We start from the raw sequence: 23,509 nt of genomic DNA, 5'->3' as shown, positions 1-23,509 counted from the left end.
AAGTGTTTATCTGTTTGGAGCAGATGCCATCGTGCTGGATTAAGGGGATTGACAAGCGTGTCATAAAGCTGCCGTTGACGTGGCAATATAGAGGAGTTATAATAGTATATTATACAAAACTGCATAAATTTGGAAACGCCTATCTTGATTAAGTCTTGATGGGCGTTTTTGCGTATAAAATTTGGCCCAAAGTGGGCAAACCGCATCCTATTCGTGTCCTGTTAATGGGCTTATGGCTGATTTACAATAATGTTATCCAGTAGTAGTAGTTCTGGAAAACAAATAGAGGAGGATTTATTTATGGAAGACAGATTTTGTTTACAGATGGTAAGGTGCGGTGATGGTTGTGGTGGCAACGGTGGTACTGCGGCAGACAATGCTTATTTTACAGAAGAGACTGTATGCGGCAAGTGGATTGATGGAAAGCCCATTTACCGGAAGGTGATTAAAAAGAGCGATTTTACATCATATACTGGCTCTTGGACAATGGGAATTATTGAAGACATTGATACTGTAGTTGATTTAAGAGGAGAAATTACTGCTTATAACGCTATTATGAAACAGGAACTTGAGATGCCGGTTTCATTTAGTTCTGTAAAATATGGAAGTAATGCATATGTGAACTATAACAAAACTACTGGAGTGGTTGGTGTTTCGATAACCATGGACAGTGCTGCTACTTATCCACCGGAATTCTATAAGGCCTTTGTAATTATCGAATACACAAAGAAATAATGCTTTTATATTGGCATTTAACTAAAATTTATGAAAGCGAGGACTTATTATGTTAGACAAAAAATATTGTATTCAGCTTGCAGAATGTGATGGGAATTCTAAAGATGTTTATTCCTTTGACGAAATTGAGATTGGTACATGGGTAGATGGTAAGCCGATTTACAGAAAGGTAATTACTGGAAAGCTTGCAAATGATAGTGGTAACGGTATTTCATTTGCAAATGTATCCGATCTTAAAATTAATCAATTAATTAATTTGTACGGAAATGCAATTGGTAAAACAGTTGCGGATCATATGATATTACAGACTTCCTATAACCGACCAAGCGGCTTATTTACAGCAGTAAATATGTTCTATAATGCAGATTCTGAAAACGTATATTATAATTTTATTAACACTAATGGAACTTATTCTGGTAGTACAGCTTATGTAGTTCTGGAATACACAAAGAAATAACCCATACGGTTGCCTGAAACATTATTTGGTGATTGATTTATAAGAAGTAAAATAACGGGAGGGAAAAAATATGTGTGGAAGTAATAATATTGTTGTGAATTGTGGTTGCTGTGGCAAAAAGGATAGTTCTGGCTTTTCTGATGCAGATATTTTATTTGATGGAACAGCCGATACTGAAAGTAAAGATTATAAGCTTCAGAAACCACTTACAGACTATAAGGCATTAGTTGTAGTATATGGTTCTCGTATAGATGGCAGTAACGTTGAAAAACATGAATTTATCCTTTATACTAGTGATTCATTAACCGCAAAGCATGATAAGTTGATGAATGTTTATTACAAAGATAACCATTGCTATCGTTGGAGAATTATATGGCATTTTATTGATGAATCTACATTTGTATGCGACAATGTGTCAATCGGTGCTGACACGGTTACAGGCGTAAACAATGGACGTGATGAAGTAGCTATTTTAAGAATCTACGGAATGAAGTAATTTGCGCAGCTGCCAGGTGTAACAGCTTGGCGGCTGATTAAAGCCGACGTTCTTATGTTTTCTTCATGGCTTTTCAAATCGAATAGAAAGCAGTGATTAAGAATTACTTATAAAAACTCGATTTCAATTTATACTAATCTCCTCTTGTAAAATACCTGTCGTTTTTTAACGGTTGGGTGTTTTCTTTTGGTAAAATATGGTGTATGATGGAAGAAAAGGGGATAAGTTATATGAGTGAAAATAAAGATGTACAAATTATGCAGATACCAGACACTGAATACCTTGTAAAAAGTTATCAGTCCTTGTATTATGCAATGAATGCAAAACCAGATTGTAAATCTAAATTATTTGATAATAATGTAGTAATAAATATGCAGGATATAAAAAATCTGAATTATAAAATTACTGAAAAATTTAAAGCACATTATGATAATGATGGTTTCCGTATTAATGTTATTGTAAATCTTAAAGGTAATGAAATAATTGAATTTGATAGCTGGGCAACTTTTGAACAATATGATTTTAAAATAGAAAAATCCATTAACAGTATTCTTATAGTGTGGGAATTCAATATAAATTTGCCACAGTTTCCGCTTCCTCAAAAGCATACTTTGACTGTAAGACTTGCTGATGGAATTAGACCAGAAGAAATGCTTAATTTAGTTATTTCAGGAAAATTGGAAGAAATTGATAAAATGGATCAAGAAACTTGCGCTATTGTGGCACGTGTAGATTTTATAAATTCAATTTTGGGAGATGAGCTATTAAGAATTGTTGAATTATGGCAAGACGGTTTAGAGACTGCTGATTTAGAACAACATAAAATGTATAATACATTGAAAAAATACAGCAGATTAATAGCTTATGCTATAAATTATATTTCAGTAATTATTGTTGCATGGCATTTAATCAATTGGCTTGATAAACAAGTGTCAAATTTAGATGTAAAATCTATTGGAGAGATATCTATCAGTGAATTTGGAGAGCTTTTTAATAATTTTATATTTGGAATACTTATATGTATGGTTACATATAAAATTTTCGAGGTCATAGCAAATATTGTTTTTTCAACTCTTCGTTCGAAAGGCGATAGTCATACTTTTAATATTACTAATGGTGACAGTAAAATTTGTAAAAAGGTTGAAAAAAGAATTAAGCACAAAAAGTTAAAAATAGTAGGAAATATAGCTTTTACATTTTTTTTTGATGTAGTATGTAACATTGTTGCAAGCTATTTTTCGTAATCACGAATACATTAGTGTATTAGCACATATGTATAATTACAAAGGAGATGAAGTAGCTATGATAAACGTTGTTGTGCAAATAATTAATATTATAAAAAGAGCACTAGAATATATAGACACTTTTTTGTTTTATAATAGTAAAAGTCACAGCTATAAGCAAAGAGATAGATTTAAAATTAAAAAATTATATTGAGACACCTGTTTGGTGTATCTAATTTATCAAAGAGGCACCAAACAGGTGTCTCTTTTTAGGCTGTACCTGACCATCAGGGTATTTTATTAAGCTTGGGAAATATTTGATTCTGACTGTTCCAGGGAGTCGGCGGTTAATGATGTAACCTTTTCGGCTGTAACAGCTTCAGGTTCCAGCTTTATGATATCTTCATTTCTGCTGGATATTGCGTCTAAGGAATCTCCAAGTTTTTCTGCGATATCTGAAGATATTTTTTGGGAACGGCTCTTTAGCTCACTGATTTTTTCTAATTTAGATTCCGTGCTTCCGTTTATGGAGTGGAATTCAGCAGTCATTACATTTATCTGTCCATCTAACTTGCCTTTTACGGAAGAGAGTACCTCTGTCTGGTCTGTTCCACTAGATAAAGCGGTTAAGCCATTTAACTGATCTGTTTCGACTTCTTCTTTTGTTTTTGGTTTTTCATAAATCATGCCAGTGGTATCATCAGATTCTTTCTTTTCCCTGTCCTCCGTTTGAAGCTTCGTAATCTGTTCATCAATGTCCTTCATCTGCTGTTCGTATTCTTTCAGCTGCTGTTCCAGGTCGGTTGATCCATTTTCTGCAGCAGAATCAATTAAGGACTGTTTTCGTTCCTGCAAATATTCCTTTTGTTTCATCAACTGTTCGATCATGCTTTGCTTTTTCCCTGCGGGAGAAATTGTGGCCACATCGGTTCCTGTCTTTTCTGCTTTAATCCCATTTAAGGCCTCGTTCTTCGTTGCAGCCGAACGGTTTATGGACTGGATATTAAGTCCACCAGCGTTCGAACTGAGCGTACTGATATTCATAACATACCCTCCTGACTTTATTTTCTATGTAATTTGTCGGATATAGGTCCATCAATATAAGAGGCATGTTGTAAACGGTACATTTACAGAAGTAAACGGGTCATAACTCCCCGGTTTTAAAGAGTTAAAGGGATCATGAGGGAAAAATGAAAGATATTATCCTGGGCAGATAATGACAGAGTTCCGTGGCAGCGTTCTACGGCCTGATGGATATTTGTGAGACCAATACCGTGAAGTCTGGAATCTTCCTTTGTTGACACAAAAATATCGGCTCTATCCAGTTTGGGGGAGGGGAGAGGGTTCTTAATTTCAATCATCAGACAGGAATGACGGACATAGGAGACAGCTTGTACGGCTTTTGTTTCCTTTTCTGACAGCCTTGAGCATGCTTCCAGGGCATTGTCAAGAGCATTGCTTAATATGATGCATAAGTCCATGGGAGACAGCATCTCAGAGGGCGGAAAGATGAGATCGGTTTCCAGTTGAATTCCCTCTGCCTGTGCCAGGACCAGCTTTTCTCTGATTATGGCATCTGCGTAAACATTTCCTGTGGAAATATGAGGAGATAAGGAATTGACTGTATGCGTCATGGAATTAAGATACTCCAGCGCTTCTGTCTCTTTTCCGTCGCTTATGAGATTTTTAATGCAAAGCATATGGTTCTTAAAATCATGACGAAATGAGGACAACTGCTTTTCTTCCTCTTTCCAGGCCGTCATCTGTCGCTCCAGAAACAGGTTTTGCTGTTTTTCCAGAGCCAATACCAGCCTGCGATCTACGTAATAGAGAGAGAACAGCAGAAGGATCACTCCGGCTATGGCGGCAAGTGTAATGAGAAGGTTTGTCCAAAGACTGTTATCAGAGGCCATACTTCTGGTTCCGTAATAAATCACAGAGTATTTGATAAAGCAGGACAGTAAAAGGAGATAAATATTTCCTTCGAGGGAGATTTCTCCTTTCAGATTCCTGTATTTTCTTGCCACCCATTCCAGAACCAAAGCGAAGAATAGAATGGTCAATCCATCGCAGAGACCATAGAGGAGGTCATACCATAACAGATGACCGGCCACTCGTTTTGCAGTATATTGAATCAGCGGAAGAAAGATAAAGTTGGAGGTGTATCCAAGACCGTCCATAAAGATTGCGATCATGATTTTCTTACCCGTTTGATTCTCAAACAGAATCAGTATCATAGCGGTGGTAGTGAGAAGAAAGAACACTTCCTGTGGAAAAACCTTATATAATCCTAAGTTTATGTTGATAAAGCTTACCAGCGCCTGAGTTACTGCGATTCCAAGAAGGGTGAGAGCATGACTGAATCTGGCTTTTAGCATCCTGTTTAAAAAATGATATTCAATGAGTACAGAGAATAATGAATAAATTATGTTAATCCCTCCTTTTGCATCTGCTTCATAAATGCGATGGAGAAATCATAGTATTTCCGCTTGCTGATAGGAATGCATTCCCCATTTGTAAGAAAAATATCCGTTTTGCTAAGGCGCATGACAGAGTCCATGTTTACGATAAAGCTGCGGTGGCACCTGAAAAATTGAGTTGGGAGAGTTTTTTCCAGAGTTTCCAGCTGCTGGTAGAATTCAAGATTTGTATTCCGTGTATGGATTGTCACCTTTCGGTTCCTCACTTCCAGATAAAGAATTTCAGAATAAGAAAAACGTTGAATGGAGGAACCTGATTGAATCGTGAGATACTCCTCATGTAAAGCGCGAAGCTGTCCGATTACATGATCAAGAACTGCCTCCAGCTTATCTGTATTTACAGGCTTTATCAGGTAATGAGACGCGTCCACATCAAAGGCTTCAAATACATATTCCTTATAGGCTGTCAGAAATATTATTTTAGAGCGAATAAGTTTTTTTCTTAGTATTCTGGCTGTCTCTATGCCGGAAATCCCACCCATCTTAATATCCAGAAAAATAATATCCGGGGTAATATCAGTATTTAATAAGTCTTCTCCGTTTGAGAACACAGTTAACTGGAAGGGCACTTTTTTAAGTAAAAAGTACCCTTCCAGCTGTTTGGTAAATTTATTTGTAAATTCGGGTTGATCATCGCAAAGGAATAGATTCATGGCATTTTTCCTATTTTATCTTACAGAAGAAATATTTTATGCTCTCTGCAGGTATCCCGCATATCATCCGGCCAGATGCTTGCCTGCACTTCACCAATATGAGCGCGGTCTAAAAGGAGCATACAAAGGCGTGACTGCCCGATTCCACCTCCGATGGTGCAGGGAAGTTCACTGTTTAACAGCATTTTGTGGTAAAGAAGCTCTTTTCTATCCTCACAGCCTGCCTTCTTTAACTGCTCTGCCAGAGAGGTCTCATCCACTCGGATTCCCATGCTGGATATCTCAAGGGCACAGTTTAAGTGCTCGAACCAGAATAAAATATCGCCGTTTAACTGCCAGTCATCATAGTCAGGAGCTCTTCCGTCATGAGGTTCTCCCCCTTTTAACTTGTCTCCGATTTTCATAAGGAAGACACAGCCAAGCTCCTTTGTAATGAGATTCTCCCGTTCCTTTGGTGTCTTGTCAGGATACTTATCCTCCAGCTCCTGAGAGGTAATAAAGGTAATGTCATCTGGAAGCTTCTTTACTGCCTGAGGGTATTTGTACCATACCTCATGCTCCATATGCTTGATGATCTTAAAAATATTCCGAACGGTATCCTTTAAGGTATCCAGGGTACGCTCTTCTCTGGTAATTACCTTTTCCCAGTCCCACTGGTCCACGTAGCAGGAGTGGAGATTGTCAAATTCTTCATCTCTTCGGATGGCGTTCATGTTGGTATAGAGACCTTCTCCCGGCTGAAAGCCGTATTCGTGAAGGGCCATACGTTTCCACTTGGCAAGAGAGTGAACTACTTCCATAGTCTGTCCTGGAATTCCCAGAAGGTCGAACTGAACGGGGCGTTCTACACCGTTTAAGTTATCGTTGAGTCCGCTGTCCTTGTCTACGAACAGAGGGGCAGAGATACGTTCCAGGTTCATTTCCTTTCCAAGCTCCTTTTGAAAGGTATCTCTTATGTATTTGATTGCTTCCTGTGTTTCGCGGACAGAAAGCTTTGGGTCATAATGTTCTGGTATGATGAGTTTCAAATTTCTTCCTCCCAATTCAATGTTTTTTTCATGGTATCATTTTTAGAAGGAACCTGCAACTATTGTTTTTTGCATCCATGCTCCCTGGAGCCTTTGTATATCAGCAAAAAAGTTGCACGGTTACATGGCCTGTGATATGATAAATGGTAGTGAAAAGGAGTAATACGATATGGAAACAGAACGAATTTATATAGAAGATAAAGAGCACCCGGAAGAAGCGAAATTAAAGCGTGCCGCCCAGATTTTAAAGGACGGAGGTCTGGTTGCATTTCCCACAGAGACGGTCTATGGTCTGGGAGCCAATGCCTTAGAGGAAGAGGCAGCAAAGAAAATCTATGAAGCAAAAGGAAGACCATCGGATAATCCGCTGATTGCCCACATTGCGGATAAAGAGGATTTAAAGCCGTTGGTCAAACAGATACCGGAAGCAGGCGTTAAGCTGATGGAAGCCTTCTGGCCGGGACCCCTTACTCTCATATTTCCAAAGAGCGACCTGGTTCCCTACGGGACTACGGGAGGTCTTGATACCGTAGCAGTCAGAATGCCAAATGACCCCATAGCCAGTGCCCTCATTCGCCTATCCGGAGTTCCCATTGCAGCACCCAGTGCCAATACCTCAGGACGTCCAAGCCCTACCACAGCGGATCATGTGTGGCAGGACATGAACGGAAAAATAGAAATGATCATAGATGGAGGTGCCGTTGGTATCGGTGTGGAATCCACCATTATTGATGTGTCTGGTGAGGAGCCCATGATCTTAAGGCCGGGAGCCATTACGCAGGAGATGGCATCTAAAGTACTGGGACAAGTAGTCTGCCTTGATCCGGCCATTGTATCCGGTCCCTTAAAGGAAGATGTAAAGCCAAAGGCACCTGGAATGAAATACAGACATTACGCCCCAAAAGCATCCCTTACCCTGGTAGAGGGTGATACAAAGGATGTCATTGAGACTATCAACCGGTTGGCTAAAGAAAAGCTGAAAGAGGGCTTTCAAGTGGGAATTATCTGTACGGAAGAAAGCAGGGAGAGTTACAGGAACGGAATTATAAAAAGCATGGGAGTCCGGGCCAAGGAAGATACCATTGCCCATAACCTTTACGGGGTGCTGAGAGAATTTGATGATCTGGAGGCAGATTTTATCTACTCCGAAAGCTTTTCCAAGGACCATCTGGGACAGGCCATTATGAACCGGCTGACAAAAGCAGCAGGCTATCACATTGTTAAGATACAAAAGGAGGAGACATTATGACCGGAAAGCGGGAAGATTATATTACCTGGGACGAATATTTTATGGGAGTTGCCCTCCTTTCAGGGAAGCGCTCCAAGGACCCAAGCACACAGGTGGGAGCCTGTATCGTAAGTGAGGACAACAAGATTTTATCCATGGGCTATAACGGATTTCCCATGGGCTGCTCTGACGATGAATTTCCATGGAACAGAGAGAGTGACGATAACGATCCCTACAATGCCAAATATTTCTACTCCACCCATAGTGAATTAAATGCTATCCTTAACTACAGAGGGGGAAGTCTGGAAGGCTCCAAGCTCTATGTGACCTTATTCCCCTGTAATGAATGTGCAAAAGCAATCATTCAATCAGGCATTAAAACCATTGTCTATGGTTCAGATAAGTATGCAGATACTCCTGAGGTCAATGCCTCCAAGCGTATGCTAAATGCAGCAGGAGTCCGGTATTACCAGTATCAGCCCACCGGAAGAAAAATAGAGATAGAGGTTTAACATGAAATTTTTACTGGCGGCAATGAATGCCAAATATATCCATTCCAATCCGGGAATTTACAGCTTAAAGGCCTATGCGGAAACTTATGTAAACCGACCTGAGCTAAAAGACGGAAGCTTCCAGATTGAGATTGGAGAATATACCATCAACAGCCAGCTTGATGATATTTTAAAAGACATATATCTAAAAAAACCGGATGCAGTAGGGTTTTCCTGCTACATCTGGAACATGTCTTACGTTTTGGAACTTGTCCGGGACCTTCCGAAGGTTCTCCCTCAAGTGGAGATCTGGCTGGGAGGTCCTGAAGTGTCTTACGATGCTGCCCAGATTCTTTTAAAAGAGCCTGGGGTATTTGGTATCATGATGGGCGAGGGAGAAGAAACCTTTAAAAAGGTGGTGGAATGTTATCTGGATAAGGAAAACGGAGATTTTTCAACCATAGACGGCGCTGCCGTAAGGGATAAAAACGGAACTCCAGTGGAACGACCCCTAAAAAGAGCCGTGGACTTAAGTAAAATCCCCTTCCTTTATAAAGACATTTCCGGCTTTGAAAACAGGATTATTTATTACGAAAGCAGCAGGGGGTGTCCATTTTCCTGCAGCTACTGTCTTTCCTCCATTGATAAATCCGTCCGATTCCGGGATACGGAGCTGGTCAAGAAGGAGCTTGATTTTTTCCTTCAGAGAAAGGTTCCTCAGGTAAAGTTTGTAGACAGAACCTTTAACTGTAACCATGCCCATACCATGGGGATATGGAAGCATCTGCTGGAGCATGACAATGGAGTGACCAACTTTCATTTTGAAATTTCCGCTGACCTTCTGACAGAGGAGGAGCTAGACTTAATTTCCCGCATGAGGCCAGGACTCATCCAGCTGGAAATCGGTGTACAAAGTACCAACCAGGACACCATAAGGGAAATTAAGCGGACCATGGATCTGGTAAGCTTAAAAGAGACTGTTGAAAAGATCAACAGCTTTGGAAATATCCATCAGCATCTGGATTTGATTGCCGGACTTCCTTATGAAAATTATGAGAGTTTTCGACGGTCCTTTAATCAGGTCTATGAGATGAAACCAGAACAGCTTCAGCTGGGATTTTTAAAGGTGTTAAAAGGCTCTTATATGTCCCAGAAAGCAAAAGAGTATGAGGTAAAGTATAAGGAACAGGCTCCCTATGAGGTGCTTTCTACCAGATGGCTGGATTACGGAGAGGTGCTGAAGCTTAAGAACTTAGAAGAGATGCTTGAGGTGTACGGAAACAGCGGACAGTTCAATACCACCATTAAGGAGCTTTTAACGGAGTTTCCATCTCCTTTTGATATGTTTGAGGCTCTTGCTGAATACTATGATAAACAGGAGCTGACAGGAATCAGTCACAGCCGTATGGCCCGATATGAGATATTGTCACAGTTTATTGAAGGACTGGCACCAAAACGATTGCCTCTTTATCAGGACCTTTTGGTGTATGACTTATACTTAAGAGAAAATCTAAAGAGCCGGCCATCCTTTGCCTCTGATCAGGAGCCGTTTAAAGAAAAGGTGAGAGCCTTTTTTGCAGAGGAAGCAAAAACGTTTCAGTATTTAAAAGAAGGATATGAAGGCTATGAGGCCAGACAGTTAATTAAAATGGCCCATGTAGAAGTGTTTGGAGGAAAACGGGCGGTACTTTTTGATTATAAGAAAAGAGATCCCTTAACCCATAACGCAGCGGTATATGAAGTTGACATTTGGAGGAAGGAATGGCAAAACGAGAAACAAAAGCAGAGTTAAAAGAAAGGGTAGAAAAGGTTCTTAAAGCCCTTGATCAGGAATATGGAACGGAGTATATCTGTTATTTGAATCATGAGACTCCCTGGCAGCTTCTGATAGCCGTTATTTTAAGTGCTCAGTGTACGGATGCCAGAGTAAATATGGTTACAGTGGATCTGTTTCAGAAATACAAATCACCTAAGGATTTTGCTGAGGCAGATTTAAGGGAGCTTGAAAAGGATATCCACTCCCTTGGCTTTTACCACATGAAGGCCAAGAATATCATTTCCTGCTGTCAGGACTTAATGAGCCGGTTTGGAGGTAATGTCCCTGATACCATGGAGGAGCTTCTCTCCCTTGCAGGAGTAGGAAGAAAAACAGCCAATGTAATCCTTGGTAATATCTACAACCAGCCAAGTATTGTGGTGGATACCCATGTAAAACGAATTTCAAAAAAGCTGGGATTTGCAAAATCAGACGATCCGGAAAAAATAGAGTATGAACTGATGAAGGTGCTTCCAAAGGAACACTGGATACTCTGGAACATACAGATTATAACACTGGGCAGGTCCATCTGCGTAGCCAGAAGCCCCAAATGTGTGGAATGCTTTTTAAGGAAATTATGCCCAAGTGCCCAGATTCAGCCATCCTAGGAGAGGGGAAGGAATCCATGGTTTCATCTTATATTGCGGTAGATTTAGAAACAACAGGTCTTGATCCCAAGGCGGATAAGATCATTGAAATCGGTGCGGTGCGGGTAGTTGACGGCAAGGTAACAGCCCGCTATGAAACCTTTGTAAATCCCTACAGAAAGCTGGAAGAACGGGTCATAGCCCTGACTGGAATTACGGATGGAGAGATTGAATTGGCACCGGGAATTCAAACCGTTATCGGAGAATTTTTAGAGTTTGCAGACCATCTTCCTATTTTAGGGCATCACGTTATTTTTGATTTTAGTTTTTTAAAACGGGCGGCAGTTAATGAAGGAAAAGAATTTGAACGTCAGGGAATTGATACTTTGAAGCTGGCAAGACGATTTATGCCCCCAGACGAAAAAAAGAATTTAAAGGATGCCTGCGTATATTTTGGTATCAAACAGGAAAAAAGTCACCGTGCCTTATCAGACAGCATGGCTGCTCATGACTTATACCAGGAATTAAAAAAGCAATATGGAAGTCAGGAGCCGGAAGCATTTGAACCGCAGGCTTTGATTTACAAGGTAAAAAGGGAACAGCCAGCCTCAAAAAGGCAAAAAGAACACTTGCAGGATTTATTAAAATATCATAAAATAGTTTTATCTGTGCAAACGGATCATTTATCCAGAAATGAAATATCAAGAATCACGGATAAAATCATAGCACAGTATGGAAGAATATAAGAGAGGTGATAGCAATATGATGAATTTTAACAATAAAAACAACAGAAAGATTATGTCAGTCGTTTTAATGGGAGTTGTAGTATTATTAATCGTTTCCATGATACTTCCTATTATGCTTAGATTCTAGGCATTGGGGGCATCACCACATCATACAGACACAGTAGAGCATGAGGAATGAATATGAAAAAGAAGACTTTATCCATTAGCCTGGCAGCAGTTCTGCTGGCTGCAGGAATTGGATTTCTCTCTCCGGTATATGTCATGGCTGATACACTTCCGGATGGTATCTATGTCGGAGAGTATAATTTAGGAGGTATGACGGAAGAAGAAGCCAACAAAAAGATTCAAGATCAGGTAGCTGAGATGGAAAATCAAAAAATTACCTTAACGGTTGACGGGCAGCCCATGGAAACAACAGCAAAAGAGCTGGGATTTCACTGGAGCAACCCAGAAGCAGTGAATCAGGCAGCTTCTGCCTGGCAGGGCGGTAATTTAATCAAACGTTATCTGAATAAAAAAGATATTGAGAAAAATCATGTGATCATTCCGTTGGAAACAGCTCTTGACGATGGAAGACTGGAAGCCTTCATCAATGAAAAGTGTGCGGCTACAATCGTGGCACCACAGAACGCTTCCATTACCCGCGCAAACGGTGCATTTACAGTCACTCCATCGGTAACTGGTAAGAATGTTGACATTCAGGCAACAAAAGATGCTTTAAATGCTGCATTGGCAAATGGACTTTCTAAGCCGGTTTCAGCTACCGCAGTCGTTGCAGAAGTAAAGCCAGCCATTACCACAGAGGATTTGTCTACCATTAATGATACACTTGGAACCTTTTCCACCAGTTTTTCATCCAGTGGCGCCTCCAGATCAAAAAATCTTCAGGTAGGTTCTTCAAAAATCAACGGACGCATCCTGATGCCAGGAGAAACCTTATCCGGATATGAATGCATGCATCCATTTACCGTATCCAACGGTTATGCCACAGCAGCCGCTTATGAAAACGGCCAGGTGGTGGATAGTGTAGGAGGCGGTGTCTGCCAGATTTCCACAACTCTTTATAATGCTGTATTAAGGGCAGAGCTTGCAGTCGCCCAGAGACAGAACCATTCCATGGTAGTCAGCTATGTAAAGCCTTCCCAGGATGCTGCTATTGCAGGAACTTATAAAGATTTAAAGTTCACAAACAATTACAGCACTCCTATTTATATAGAGGGATATACCTCTGGGAAGACCATTACCTTTACCATTTATGGCAAAGAGACAAGACCGGCGAACCGTACCTTTGATTTCGTATCCGAGACGCTGAGCGTAACAGATCCAGGTGCTCCAAAAGAAGTGGTGGATCCGGCCATGCCTCCCGGTAGCAGAAAACAGGTACAGTCTGCTCATACAGGAATTAAATCAAGACTGTGGAAAGTTGTTTATATAGATGGCGTGGAACAGAGCCGTGAGATTCTCCATACCGACACTTATAATCCTTCCAAGGCGATTATAAAGGTAGGGCCGGCAGCTCCGGCATCGGTAACTCCGGTACAACCTCAGCCACAGGAAAATCAGCCAGCAGTGGAACCGGCGACTCAGCCAGCAACCCAGCCGGCAGAGACTCAGGCTCCAGCTCAGCCAGAAGTATTTCCTGGAGATGATGTGGTTCCTCAGGGACCGGGAATGTAGGCAATTGGAATGATGAGACGCATTGAACGAGACAATACAGGACAAATAAAGCCCGGTCAGGATCTGGTGGTTGCAGGATACGCCGGGCTTTCCGGCACCATAAAGATTGCCGGACATAAAAAAGAAGAGCTTTATCAGTGGTTTTCCAAGGATTACGTGGACCGGATTTTAAGTCAGGAAGGAAAAGAACCAGTCATTGACTTTGCTGATTTGAAAAAATGGGGTGCCACGGAATGGGAGCCATCCGGAGAGGGAGGCATCTTAAAGACCCTTTGGGACTTATCCGGTGCCTATATGACAGGAATCCGCTTTTCCCTTCGTCGGATACCCGTAAAGCAAGAAACCATTGAGTTATGTGAGCGGTACGATTTAAACCCATACCGCCTTTACTCAGCCGGATGTTTTCTTATGACAGCAGATAACGGGGCAGATCTTTTAGAGGCCTTAAAAGAGCATGGCATAGAGGGAGCTGTTATCGGTAAGGTAACAGAAGGGATTGGAAGAATCCTGGATCATGGAGATGGTGTTGGATATCTGGACCGTCCCACAAAGGATGAGTTATATAAAGTTATAGAATAATCATTTGATGAAACATCACCGGAGGTAAGGATATGAGGGAAAAGATATTAGCGATTATTGAAAAGAACAGCAGAATCGACGTAAAAGACCTGGCTATACTGTTGGGAGAAAGCGAAGTTGCCATTGCCAATGAAATTGCGGAAATGGAAAAAGAACATATCATCTGCGGGTACCATACCTTAATCAATTGGGACAATACCAGTGATGAAAAGGTAGTAGCCTTAATAGAGGTAAAGGTAACGCCTCAAAGAGGTATGGGATTTGATAAAATCGCTGAAAGAATCTATCAGTATAATGAAGTAAACGCAGTATACCTTATGTCCGGTGCCTTTGATTTTACTGTATTCATTGAAGGAAAGACCATGAGACAGGTAGCTCAGTTTGTTTCCGAGAAGTTATCTCCCATGGAATCGGTGCTCAGCACAGCCACTCATTTTGTCCTTAAAAAATATAAGGACCACGGAACCGTCCTCTCAGAAGAGACACCGGATGAAAGGATGTTGATTACACCGTGAGAAACCCATTATCAGACAGAATCGTAGAGATTCCATCATCCGGAATCCGTAAGTTTTTTGATATTGTAAGCGAGATGAAGGATGCCATTTCCCTTGGAGTAGGAGAACCTGACTTTGATACGCCCTGGCATATCAGAGAGGAAGGCATCTATTCCCTTGAAAAAGGCCGTACCTTCTATACCTCCAATGCGGGACTGAAGGAATTAAAGGTTGAGATTTCCAGCTATTTAAGCAGACGCTTTGAAGTTACTTATGATCCTGACCATGAGGTCATGGTCACCGTAGGAGGAAGCGAAGCCATTGACATCGCACTTCGTGCCATGTTAAACCCTGGAGATGAGGTGCTCATTCCCCAGCCAAGCTACGTTTCCTACGTGCCCTGTACCATTCTGGCCAATGGAGTTCCAGTTACCATTGATTTAGAAGAAAAGGATCAGTTTAAGCTGACCAAGGAAAAGCTTTTAGAAAAGATAACAGATAAGACGAAGGTTCTTATCCTTCCTTTCCCTAATAACCCAACAGGTGCGGTTATGACAAAGGAAGAATTAAAAGATATTGTGGAAGTAGTGATTGAAAAGGATTTGTTCGTATTATCCGATGAAATCTATGCAGAGCTTACTTACGGCGGAGACCATACCACCATTGCCTCCTTCCCTGGAATGAGAGACCGCACCATACTAATCAATGGATTTTCCAAATCCTACGCCATGACCGGCTGGCGTCTTGGCTATGCAGCCGCGCCAAGAGTGATCTTAGAGCAGATGCTTAAAATTCATCAGTTTGCCATCATGTGCGCGCCCACCACCAGCCAGTATGCAGCAGTAGCAGCACTGCGGGACGGGGATAAGGATGTTCAGGCAATGCGGGAATCCTATGACCAGAGAAGACGTTATCTCATCCATGCATTTAACGAGATGGGCTTAGAGTGCTTTGAACCTCACGGCGCCTTTTATATGTTCCCAAGCATCAAGCGGTTTCACATGACCTCAGATGAGTTTGCCACCAGACTCTTACGGGAAGAAAAGGTAGCGGTCGTTCCTGGCACTGCATTTGGCGACTGCGGAGAGGGCTTTCTTCGTATCTCCTATGCATACTCCTTAAAGAATTTAAAGGAGGCTTTAAGCCGCATGGACCGTTTTATAAAGAATCTTGACAGGAAGGCGTAAAGAATCATGAATATCGTACTATTAGAGCCGGAGATGCCGGCAAACACAGGCAACATCGGACGTACCTGTGTGGCCACAGGCACCAAGCTTCACTTAATAGAGCCTCTGGGCTTTAAGCTTACCGACAAGCTGATTAAGCGGGCAGGACTGGATTACTGGGATAAGCTTGACGTCACGGTGTACAGTGATTTTCAGGACTTTCTTGATAAAAATCCCGGCGCGAAAATTTACATGGCAACAACGAAGGGACGTCACGTTTACTCTGACGTGGCCTATGAACCAGATGATTATCTGATGTTTGGAAAAGAGAGTGCCGGTATCCCGGAAGAAATCCTCTTAGACAATCAGGACCGGTGTGTGAGGATTCCCATGTGGGGAGATATCCGCTCCTTAAATCTCTCCAACTCTGTTTCTATTATGCTTTATGAGGCATTGAGACAGAATGGATTTGAACATATGACCATGCAGGGAGAGCTTCATCATCTGCATTGGGAAGAATCATAAAGTTATAAAGATATAATGTTTAATGCGTTTTTTACTAGATCAGCTATGGCAGCTGACCGGTAAAGGACGCATTTTTTATGTCTTTATTCCTCTCTGAAAGGTTCATACGGATTATCCGCCATAAGGTTTTTTGTATATACAACTTACCCTCAAATCAAAAAGCAAATAATACAAGCAGTATGTTGAGAGAGCGTAATAAATACAAAATAAAATCATACAAATGCAACAAAGTAAATTAAATAATCCAGGTATAAATAAAAAATCGCAATCATAATATAACGTGGGTAGTGACAAGATGTATGGAATCCAATCAATAGCAATTTTACGAAGAACGTAAATTGTATATACAAAAAAGCCATAGGAGGGGTAAATTGTTATGAAACGAAGAATTTTAAGTATGATTCTGGGAGCCATGTTGGTGGTATCTTCCTTGTCAGGGTGCGGAGGTTCCAAAGCAGCCGCAACCACTGCAGCAGTTGATGGGGGCACCACCACAGCCGCTAAATCAGAGGAAGCTACACAAAATGCTGTCACAGAAGCAACAAAGGCAGCAGGAAAGGGAGGAAAGGTTGGAGTCGCCATGCCCACCCAGTCATCCGAGCGCTGGATCAACGACGGCGCAAACATGAAGAAACAGCTGGAAGCACTTGGCTATGAAGTGGATCTCCAATATGCCGAAGATGATGTGCAGATGCAGGTATCCCAGATTGAGAACATGATTGCTTCCGGTGTAGAATGTCTGGTTATCGCCTCCATTGACTCCTCAGCCCTTGTTAATGTGGAAGAGCAGGCAAAGAATGCCGGCATTCCCATCATTGCCTACGACCGTCTCCTCATGGATACCGATGCCGTTTCCTATTATGCGACCTTTGATAACAAGGGAGTAGGAACAGCCATCGGCCAATACATAAAAGACACAAAGCAGCTGGATAAGGCAAAAGCAGAAGGAAAATCCTACACCATTGAATTTTTCATGGGTTCCCCGGATGATAACAATGCCTTATTCCTTTACAACGGTTTAATGGAAGTCTTAAAGCCATATCTGGATGACGGCACACTGGTATGTGAATCCGGCCGTACCTCCTTTGAAGATACCTGTATTCTCCGCTGGTCTCAGGAAACAGCCCAGCAGAACTGCGAAAACTACTTAACCGGCTTTTATGCAGATAAGAAGCTGGATATCGCAGCTACCGCCTTTGATGGTTTCGCTTATGGATGTAAGGCAGCCTTAGAGGGAGCTGGCTATAAAGTAGGAGTCGACTGGCCATTAGTTACCGGTCAGGACGCAGAGCTTATGGCAACCAAAAATATCATTTCAGGCTATCAGACCATGTCTATCTACAAGGACACAAGGCTTCTGGCAGAGAAATGCGTAAAGATGGTTCAGGCCGTATTAGAAGGTGCAGAACCGGAAATCAACGATACCAAACAGTATAACAATGGGAAAATCGTCGTACCTTCTTATCTTTGCACACCGGTAGCGGTTGATAAGGATAACTATAAGAAGATTATTATTGACGGCGGCTATTACACCGAAGATCAGCTGTCTAAATAACAGGGAAGAAAAAACAGGCGGCGGCGGGAGAGCAGCCGCCTGTTTTTTATGATATAGGAGAGTTCTACGAACTCCCCTATATCATAAAAAGCACTCCATTGAGGATGCACATGACGTTTAAGAGGAAGATATCACTAAAGTGACGGCGCGTCAGCGCCAGAGTCTGACAAGTCAGACTCTTGTATCGGCCAAGAAGGAAAAGGAGCTGGGAAGATGTCCGATTATATATTGGAGATGAATCACATCACCAAAGAATTTTATGGAGTGAAGGCCTTAGATGACGTAAACATCAAGGTGAAAAGAGGAGAGATTCATGCGCTGTGCGGGGAAAATGGTGCTGGAAAATCCACACTCATGAATGTACTGTCAGGAGTCTATCCCTACGGCTCCTACAGCGGAGATGTTACATACAACAAAACCGTATGCCAGTTTCACAACATCAGGCAGAGTGAAGCAAAAGGAATCGTTATCATCCATCAGGAGCTTGCGCTCAGTCCCTATTTATCCATTGCTGAAAATGTATTTCTGGGAAATGAGCAAAGAAAAGTAAAAGGCGTGGTGGACTGGACAAAGACCCATAAAAAGGCACAGGAGATGTTAGAAAAGGTAGGCCTTGAAAATGAGAACTTAAACGCCCCGGTAAACACCCTTGGCGTAGGAAAGCAGCAGCTGATCGAAATCGCAAGAGCCATGGCAAAAGAGGTGGAGCTTTTAATCCTTGACGAGCCCACAGCAGCTCTTAACGATGAGGAAAGCAAACGCCTTCTATCCATTATGAAGGAGCTTAAAAAACAGGGAATCACCTGTATCATGATTTCTCATAAGCTGAATGAAATCAGTTCCATCGCAGATTCCATAACGGTAATCCGGGATGGAAAGACCATAGAGACCTTGGTAAAGGGAACCGATGACATTAGCGAGGACCGGATTATAAAAGGAATGGTAGGAAGAGAATTGACCAACCGCTATCCAATCAGAACCAGCAGCATTAAAGAAAAGATGTTTGAAGTAGAAAACTGGAATGTGTTCCACCCGGAAGATCCAGGAAGGCAGGTCATTAAAGATGTCTCCTTTCATGTAAAAGCCGGGGAAGTGGTAGGCTTTGCAGGACTGATGGGAGCCGGACGAACAGAGCTTGCCATGAGCCTCTTTGGCAGATCCTACGGCCAGAAGATAAGCGGAACTATAAAGATCCATGGAAAACAGGTCATCATTCGGAACGTTCAGGATGCCATTAATAACCGGCTGGCCTATGTCTCCGAGGACCGGAAAAGCTATGGCCTCATTCTTATTGACAGCGTCAGAGGAAATATGACTCTGGCTTCTCTCCGTAACTTCTTTTCCAAACGGGGGATTGTTAATAAAAACAGTGAGATTCTTGCTGCAGAAGAATATAAAAAACGAATCAACGTAAAGGCTTCCTCCATCAACCAGACGGTCAGCTCCCTTTCCGGAGGAAACCAGCAAAAGGTAGTCCTTGCAAAATGGATGCTCACCCAGCCAGATGTTCTCATTCTAGATGAGCCAACCAGAGGCATTGACATCGGAGCCAAGTATGAGATTTACTGCGTCATCAATGATCTGGCAAAGGCTGGAAAAGCAATCATAGTGATTTCATCAGAGCTTGAAGAGGTCATAGGAACCTGTGACCGGATTTATGTCATCAATGAAGGCCACATCTCCGGTGAGATGTCAAAGGATGATGTATCCCAGGAAAAGATCATGAAATGCATCATGGCAGATAGCGGAAAGGAAGCGTAGAGATGGATAAGAAGAAAACAGTAAATATTAATATGAAAGAATATGGAATGATACTGGCTCTCATTGCAGTATTTCTCATCTTTTCAGTGATGACAGGCGGAAAAAATATGTCACCTGCCAACATCAATAACTTAATCATGCAGAACAGCTATATTGTCATTCTTGCAGTGGGAATGCTTCTGTGCGTATTAACCGGAAACATTGACCTTGGAGTCGGTTCCATCGTAGCCTTATGCGGTGCTTCTGTAGGAATCATGATCGTGGATTACAAGACCAGCATGTGGGTGGCAATCCTGGCAGCCATTGTCATAGGGGCCCTTTCCGGTATGTTCGTAGGCTTCTTTGTTTCCAAGCTGTCCATTCCTCCCTTTATCGTCACCCTGGCAACCATGCTCATGGGCAGAGGGCTTACCTATACTCTTTTAAAAGCTCAGACAAAAGGTCCCCTTCCCGCAGATTATACCTTTATTGGAGCTGGATTCCTTCCTACGCTTAAGGTCAATATAGGGAAAGGAACCATTGACTTAGTATCCATTGGGGTGGCACTCATTGCCTTTGCCCTTATCATTTTCTTTGAGATGAAGAGTATAAAGACCAAGAAGAAATACGGATTTCCCGTGAATCCTCTATGGCAGACAGCCTTAAAAATCGGTGTTATTTTTCTCATTGTCTGGTTCTTCTTTTACAAACTTGCCAGATACAATGGAATTCCATTCGTCCTGGTTATTATGGGAGTTCTTGTTGCCCTTTATCACTTCATCACCAGCCGGACCGTGGCAGGACGCCAGATCTACGCCTTAGGCGGCAATGCAAAAGCTGCTAAGCTTTCCGGAATCAATACGGATAAGGTTTATTTCTGGGTCTATACCAACATGGGAATTCTTTGTGCCATTGCAGGAATTGTTCTCTCTGCCCGTAATGCATCCGCAACGCCAAAAGCCGGAGACCAGTTTGAGCTTGATGCCATAGCTGCCTGCTACATCGGCGGAGCCGCCACCACCGGAGGCATAGGAACCATTATCGGAGCCGTGGTAGGAGCCTTTATCATGGGCATTTTAAACAATGGTATGTCCCTGTATGGCTGGTCTACGGATATTCAGAAGATTGTAAAAGGAGCCGTGCTTCTTGGTGCGGTTACGGTAGACTTATTATCGAAACGGAAAAAATAACCGAGGGGCAGTGAAGAGAGTATGGGGACACAGAAACCAAAATATATGGAAGTTGCTGACTGGGTGCTATCCCAAATTGAAAATGGTACATTTAAAGAGGGAGAGAGACTTCCGTCAGAACACGAGCTGTGTCTCCGGTTTCATTTAAACCGGCAGACCGTGCGCCACGCCATTGATGTATTGGAGCAAAAAAATCTGCTCACCCGGATTCAGGGAAGCGGCACCTATGTAGGTTCCGAGAGACGGACCGAACGGCTGAAACGGTATTATAACATAGCAGTGGTCAGTACCTATGTGGACAGCTACATATTTCCTTCCGTGTTAAAGGGTATTGAACAGATGCTCTCAAAGTCCGGATACACCATGCAAGTGGCTTTTACGGGAAACCAGGTGGAACGGGAAGGGGAAATCCTTAGAAAGATCGTGGATAAGGGCATGATTGACGGTCTCATTGCAGAACCAGCCAAAAGTGCCATCCCAAATCCCAACCTCCATTTTTATCAGCAGCTAAAGAAGCAGGAAATCCCCGTCCTCTTCATCAACAGCAAATATCAGACGCTGGATATGCCATACGTCTCCTTAAACGACGCCCAGGTGGGAGAAAAGGCAGCAGAATATCTCATTGGTGCAGGACACAGGAAGCTGGGCGGATTGTTTAAATGTGACGACGGTCAGGGACATTTAAGATATTTGGGCTTTATCCGGGCGCTGGAAAAGGCCGGATTAAAGGCAGATGGGAGAAATGTTCTGTGGATGGATTCTGAAAGCCAAACGGATATGGAGATATGGTCCGATTATCTGTTTGAAAGGCTATCCGGCTGTACTGGTCTGGTCTGCTATAACGATGAGGTAGCATATCGCTTTGCCGCTATTTGTAAGGATAGGGGCATCCGGATTCCAGAGGACATATCCATTGTAGGAATTGATAATTCAGAGTTGTCTGTTATTGGAGATGTTCCCATCACTTCCTTTCCTCACCCGATGGAATCCCTTGGAAAAAAGGCGGCAAAAAATATGATTAAGCTCATTGAAAATCCCAGCTTCGAAGCAGGATACCTTTTTGACTCTGAGGTAGTGGAACGAAATTCCGTCAAAGTCATAAGCCTGGATAGGACATAAACTGGAGTCAGCCCCTGTATTTTCCAGAAAAGTGCCTTGATTTTTACACTGCCTTTACAGGTTCATGGTAACAGGAGCCCTTTTCTTTCGCTATAATGAGAATTGCAGGAAACATATTTCTGATAAAGAAAAGGAGTCCGGTAGATGATAAAAACCTATGTGGTAGATACGAATGTACTGATTCAGGCCCCTGATGCCCTATACTGCTTTGAAGACAATCAGGTGGTGCTTCCGGTGGTGGTTTTAGAAGAACTGGATCATCTGAAAAAGGCGGAAGGAGAAAAGGGGGCCAATGCCAGAGCAGCCATCAGGAATCTGGAGCAGCTCCGTCATAAAGGTGATTTGCTATCCGGCGTTAAGCTGGAGCAGGGTGGTTCTATAAGGATTGAAACAAACTTCGTAGATGTAAAGCTTCCTCCTGATTTGCCTGATGATAAGATGGATAACCGGATTTTAAAGGTCTGTAAGGGGCTGGAGGGGGACGTAGTCCTTGTGACCAAAGACATTCTTCTTCGGATCAAAGCTCAGATCATCGGCGTTAAGGCAGAGGATTTCACTGCAGAGCAGGTGCCGGAACGGTCCGACCAGTATCAAGGAAGAACTGAGGTCTATGTACCGGAAGAAAGTTTTAAGGATTATAAGAAAAAAGGAATTCCCATAGATCAAGTTTATGTCATGGATGAAACAGGAGAAAAAAGAAAACCAGAACTTACAGAAAACCAGTTTATTCTATTAAAGGCTGACCAGTCCACGAAAAAAACAGTGCTGGGAAGGGTGAGCAAAACAAAAATTGTACCCCTGGAGTATGGAAAGCATAAGCCTTATGGTATATCGCCCAGAAATGCAGGCCAGTATTTTCTCCAGGAAGCCTTAATGCAGCCGGCAGAAACCGCTCCCCTTGTAATCGTAAAGGGAATGGCTGGAACGGCTAAGACCTTTTATTCTCTGGCGGTTGGCCTGGAAAAGCTTTTAAACAATCCTACCGGAGAATACCGCCGTATCATGATAAGCCGTCCGAATGCCCAGTTTGATTCAGACATCGGATTCCTGCCAGGAGATGAACAGGAAAAAATATCACCCCTCATGCGTCCTGTCATTGATAACCTGGAGCAGCTCATTGATTCCAACGAAGAGAAGCGGTATGAAAAGGAAGAGGAGCTGGCAGGAAAAATAGAGGAGATATTTGGTCGCGGCCTCATAAAGACCGAAGCCCTCAACTACATTCGGGGCCGCTCCATCGTACAGACCTATTTAATTATAGATGAAGCCCAGAATATGACACCCAATCAAGTAAAGGGAATCATCACCCGTGCTGGAAAGGGAACTAAGATAATTCTCCTTGGAGATCCAAACCAGATAGACCGACCATTTCTTGATGAGAGAACCAACGGCTTAAGTTTTGCGGCAGAACACATGAAAGGAAGCTCCCTGTGCTGGCAGGTAACCCTGACCGCTGAGGAATGCGAACGCTCTCTTCTTGCCATGGATGCAGTAAAACGGCTGTAAAAAAAGAGTCTGGCTTGC

The 23,509-nt window shown here is 42.5% G+C and carries 24 protein-coding genes; 20 read left to right on the top strand and 4 right to left on the bottom strand.

Annotated elements, in window-relative coordinates:
• Window positions 1-300: 300 nt before the first annotated feature.
• The 4 genes from OW255_RS19180 to OW255_RS19165 all read left to right on the top strand — a co-directional run bounded on the left by OW255_RS19180 (window position 301) and on the right by OW255_RS19165 (window position 2,932).
• Entirely contained in the window at window positions 301-735 is a 435-nt protein-coding gene (locus OW255_RS19180) for a hypothetical protein (RefSeq protein ID WP_268115034.1), read from the top strand.
• A gap of 49 nt (window positions 736-784) precedes the next feature.
• On the top strand, window positions 785-1,192 hold the full coding sequence (locus OW255_RS19175; protein ID WP_268115033.1) for a hypothetical protein: 408 nt from the start codon (window positions 785-787) through the stop codon (window positions 1,190-1,192).
• Window positions 1,193-1,262: 70 nt separating this feature from the next.
• Window positions 1,263-1,688, top strand: a complete 426-nt coding sequence (locus OW255_RS19170) for a hypothetical protein (protein ID WP_268115032.1) — start codon at window positions 1,263-1,265, stop codon at window positions 1,686-1,688.
• 230 nt (window positions 1,689-1,918) lie between these two features.
• Window positions 1,919-2,932, top strand: a complete 1,014-nt coding sequence (locus OW255_RS19165) for a hypothetical protein (RefSeq protein ID WP_268115018.1) — start codon at window positions 1,919-1,921, stop codon at window positions 2,930-2,932.
• Window positions 2,933-3,211: 279 nt separating this feature from the next.
• On the opposite strand, the gene OW255_RS19160 is transcribed toward OW255_RS19165, so the two are convergent.
• From OW255_RS19160 to asnA, 4 genes are all read right to left on the bottom strand, one after another.
• Window positions 3,212-3,955 (bottom strand): hypothetical protein, encoded by a 744-nt coding sequence (locus OW255_RS19160; protein WP_268115017.1) that lies wholly within the window; start codon window positions 3,953-3,955, stop codon window positions 3,212-3,214.
• Between the two features lie 116 nt (window positions 3,956-4,071).
• Window positions 4,072-5,289 carry a sensor histidine kinase gene (locus OW255_RS19155; protein ID WP_268115016.1) on the bottom strand — a complete coding sequence of 406 codons (1,218 nt, stop codon included), beginning with the start codon at window positions 5,287-5,289 and terminating at the stop codon, window positions 4,072-4,074.
• Window positions 5,290-5,336: 47 nt separating this feature from the next.
• A complete protein-coding gene (locus OW255_RS19150) occupies window positions 5,337-6,044 on the bottom strand; it encodes a LytR/AlgR family response regulator transcription factor (protein WP_268115015.1) in 708 nt (235 codons plus the stop codon).
• Window positions 6,045-6,064: 20 nt separating this feature from the next.
• Complete coding sequence (asnA, locus tag OW255_RS19145; RefSeq protein ID WP_268115014.1) at window positions 6,065-7,072, bottom strand: aspartate--ammonia ligase; 1,008 nt, start codon at window positions 7,070-7,072, stop codon at window positions 6,065-6,067.
• Between the two features lie 169 nt (window positions 7,073-7,241).
• Between asnA and OW255_RS19140 the strand changes: the two genes are divergently transcribed.
• From OW255_RS19140 to OW255_RS19065, 16 genes are all read left to right on the top strand, one after another.
• Window positions 7,242-8,321 (top strand): L-threonylcarbamoyladenylate synthase, encoded by a 1,080-nt coding sequence (locus OW255_RS19140; RefSeq protein ID WP_268115013.1) that lies wholly within the window; start codon window positions 7,242-7,244, stop codon window positions 8,319-8,321.
• Window positions 8,318-8,812 (top strand): deoxycytidylate deaminase, encoded by a 495-nt coding sequence (locus OW255_RS19135; protein ID WP_024838193.1) that lies wholly within the window; start codon window positions 8,318-8,320, stop codon window positions 8,810-8,812. Before OW255_RS19140 ends, OW255_RS19135 begins: the two co-directional genes overlap by 4 nt.
• 1 nt (window position 8,813) lies before the next feature.
• Window positions 8,814-10,583: a B12-binding domain-containing radical SAM protein gene (locus OW255_RS19130; RefSeq protein WP_268115011.1), complete on the top strand. Its 1,770-nt coding sequence runs from the start codon at window positions 8,814-8,816 to the stop codon at window positions 10,581-10,583.
• Window positions 10,553-11,215, top strand: a complete 663-nt coding sequence (gene nth / locus OW255_RS19125) for an endonuclease III (RefSeq protein WP_268115010.1) — start codon at window positions 10,553-10,555, stop codon at window positions 11,213-11,215. The genes OW255_RS19130 and nth overlap by 31 nt, the downstream gene beginning before the upstream one ends.
• A 17-nt stretch (window positions 11,216-11,232) precedes the next feature.
• Window positions 11,233-11,940 (top strand): 3'-5' exonuclease, encoded by a 708-nt coding sequence (locus tag OW255_RS19120; RefSeq protein WP_268115009.1) that lies wholly within the window; start codon window positions 11,233-11,235, stop codon window positions 11,938-11,940.
• Between the two features lie 16 nt (window positions 11,941-11,956).
• Window positions 11,957-12,067 carry a synaptobrevin-B gene (locus OW255_RS21010; RefSeq protein WP_081752386.1) on the top strand — a complete coding sequence of 37 codons (111 nt, stop codon included), beginning with the start codon at window positions 11,957-11,959 and terminating at the stop codon, window positions 12,065-12,067.
• Window positions 12,068-12,120: 53 nt separating this feature from the next.
• The gene (locus OW255_RS19110; RefSeq protein ID WP_268115008.1) at window positions 12,121-13,617 is read left to right on the top strand and encodes a VanW family protein; all 1,497 of its coding nucleotides are present in this window, start codon (window positions 12,121-12,123) and stop codon (window positions 13,615-13,617) included.
• Between the two features lie 9 nt (window positions 13,618-13,626).
• Window positions 13,627-14,196 (top strand): AIR synthase-related protein, encoded by a 570-nt coding sequence (locus OW255_RS19105; RefSeq protein ID WP_268115007.1) that lies wholly within the window; start codon window positions 13,627-13,629, stop codon window positions 14,194-14,196.
• 32 nt (window positions 14,197-14,228) lie between these two features.
• A complete protein-coding gene (locus tag OW255_RS19100; protein ID WP_024838199.1) occupies window positions 14,229-14,711 on the top strand; it encodes an Lrp/AsnC family transcriptional regulator in 483 nt (160 codons plus the stop codon).
• Window positions 14,708-15,877, top strand: coding sequence for an aminotransferase class I/II-fold pyridoxal phosphate-dependent enzyme (locus OW255_RS19095; protein ID WP_024838200.1), 1,170 nt, complete (start codon window positions 14,708-14,710; stop codon window positions 15,875-15,877). Before OW255_RS19100 ends, OW255_RS19095 begins: the two co-directional genes overlap by 4 nt.
• Window positions 15,878-15,883: 6 nt before the next feature.
• A complete protein-coding gene (trmL, locus tag OW255_RS19090) occupies window positions 15,884-16,381 on the top strand; it encodes a tRNA (uridine(34)/cytosine(34)/5-carboxymethylaminomethyluridine(34)-2'-O)-methyltransferase TrmL (RefSeq protein WP_035317739.1) in 498 nt (165 codons plus the stop codon).
• Window positions 16,382-16,757: 376 nt separating this feature from the next.
• Window positions 16,758-17,936: a multiple monosaccharide ABC transporter substrate-binding protein gene (gene chvE / locus OW255_RS19085; RefSeq protein ID WP_268115003.1), complete on the top strand. Its 1,179-nt coding sequence runs from the start codon at window positions 16,758-16,760 to the stop codon at window positions 17,934-17,936.
• Between the two features lie 213 nt (window positions 17,937-18,149).
• Window positions 18,150-19,697 (top strand): multiple monosaccharide ABC transporter ATP-binding protein, encoded by a 1,548-nt coding sequence (mmsA, locus tag OW255_RS19080; protein ID WP_268115002.1) that lies wholly within the window; start codon window positions 18,150-18,152, stop codon window positions 19,695-19,697.
• Window positions 19,698-19,699: 2 nt separating this feature from the next.
• Window positions 19,700-20,866, top strand: coding sequence for a multiple monosaccharide ABC transporter permease (gene mmsB / locus OW255_RS19075; RefSeq protein WP_268115001.1), 1,167 nt, complete (start codon window positions 19,700-19,702; stop codon window positions 20,864-20,866).
• Between the two features lie 21 nt (window positions 20,867-20,887).
• Complete coding sequence (locus OW255_RS19070) at window positions 20,888-21,985, top strand: GntR family transcriptional regulator (protein ID WP_268115000.1); 1,098 nt, start codon at window positions 20,888-20,890, stop codon at window positions 21,983-21,985.
• A gap of 144 nt (window positions 21,986-22,129) precedes the next feature.
• Window positions 22,130-23,491 carry a PhoH family protein gene (locus OW255_RS19065; RefSeq protein ID WP_268114998.1) on the top strand — a complete coding sequence of 454 codons (1,362 nt, stop codon included), beginning with the start codon at window positions 22,130-22,132 and terminating at the stop codon, window positions 23,489-23,491.
• Window positions 23,492-23,509 lie beyond the last annotated feature (18 nt).

The organism is Lacrimispora xylanolytica, from assembly GCF_026723765.1.
GTDB classification, from domain to species: domain Bacteria; phylum Bacillota; class Clostridia; order Lachnospirales; family Lachnospiraceae; genus Lacrimispora; species Lacrimispora xylanolytica.
The sequence above is the reverse complement of the archived record's forward strand: the minus strand, read 5'-3'. Positions and strand labels throughout refer to the sequence as shown.

Coding starts and splice junctions, on each gene's coding strand:
- nth (WP_268115010.1), top strand. CDS start 10,553: ATGGCAAAACGAGAAACAAAAGCAGAGTTAAAAGAAAGGGTAGAAAAG.
- OW255_RS19180 (WP_268115034.1), top strand. CDS start 301: ATGGAAGACAGATTTTGTTTACAGATGGTAAGGTGCGGTGATGGTTGT.
- OW255_RS19135 (WP_024838193.1), top strand. CDS start 8,318: ATGACCGGAAAGCGGGAAGATTATATTACCTGGGACGAATATTTTATG.
- OW255_RS19130 (WP_268115011.1), top strand. CDS start 8,814: ATGAAATTTTTACTGGCGGCAATGAATGCCAAATATATCCATTCCAAT.
- mmsA (WP_268115002.1), top strand. CDS start 18,150: ATGTCCGATTATATATTGGAGATGAATCACATCACCAAAGAATTTTAT.
- OW255_RS21010 (WP_081752386.1), top strand. CDS start 11,957: ATGATGAATTTTAACAATAAAAACAACAGAAAGATTATGTCAGTCGTT.
- OW255_RS19165 (WP_268115018.1), top strand. CDS start 1,919: ATGAGTGAAAATAAAGATGTACAAATTATGCAGATACCAGACACTGAA.
- OW255_RS19150 (WP_268115015.1), bottom strand. CDS start 6,044: ATGAATCTATTCCTTTGCGATGATCAACCCGAATTTACAAATAAATTT.
- OW255_RS19160 (WP_268115017.1), bottom strand. CDS start 3,955: ATGAATATCAGTACGCTCAGTTCGAACGCTGGTGGACTTAATATCCAG.
- OW255_RS19155 (WP_268115016.1), bottom strand. CDS start 5,289: ATGCTAAAAGCCAGATTCAGTCATGCTCTCACCCTTCTTGGAATCGCA.
- OW255_RS19175 (WP_268115033.1), top strand. CDS start 785: ATGTTAGACAAAAAATATTGTATTCAGCTTGCAGAATGTGATGGGAAT.
- OW255_RS19110 (WP_268115008.1), top strand. CDS start 12,121: ATGAAAAAGAAGACTTTATCCATTAGCCTGGCAGCAGTTCTGCTGGCT.
- OW255_RS19070 (WP_268115000.1), top strand. CDS start 20,888: ATGGGGACACAGAAACCAAAATATATGGAAGTTGCTGACTGGGTGCTA.
- OW255_RS19120 (WP_268115009.1), top strand. CDS start 11,233: ATGGTTTCATCTTATATTGCGGTAGATTTAGAAACAACAGGTCTTGAT.
- OW255_RS19065 (WP_268114998.1), top strand. CDS start 22,130: ATGATAAAAACCTATGTGGTAGATACGAATGTACTGATTCAGGCCCCT.
- trmL (WP_035317739.1), top strand. CDS start 15,884: ATGAATATCGTACTATTAGAGCCGGAGATGCCGGCAAACACAGGCAAC.
- OW255_RS19170 (WP_268115032.1), top strand. CDS start 1,263: ATGTGTGGAAGTAATAATATTGTTGTGAATTGTGGTTGCTGTGGCAAA.
- OW255_RS19105 (WP_268115007.1), top strand. CDS start 13,627: ATGATGAGACGCATTGAACGAGACAATACAGGACAAATAAAGCCCGGT.
- mmsB (WP_268115001.1), top strand. CDS start 19,700: ATGGATAAGAAGAAAACAGTAAATATTAATATGAAAGAATATGGAATG.
- chvE (WP_268115003.1), top strand. CDS start 16,758: ATGAAACGAAGAATTTTAAGTATGATTCTGGGAGCCATGTTGGTGGTA.
- OW255_RS19140 (WP_268115013.1), top strand. CDS start 7,242: ATGGAAACAGAACGAATTTATATAGAAGATAAAGAGCACCCGGAAGAA.
- OW255_RS19100 (WP_024838199.1), top strand. CDS start 14,229: ATGAGGGAAAAGATATTAGCGATTATTGAAAAGAACAGCAGAATCGAC.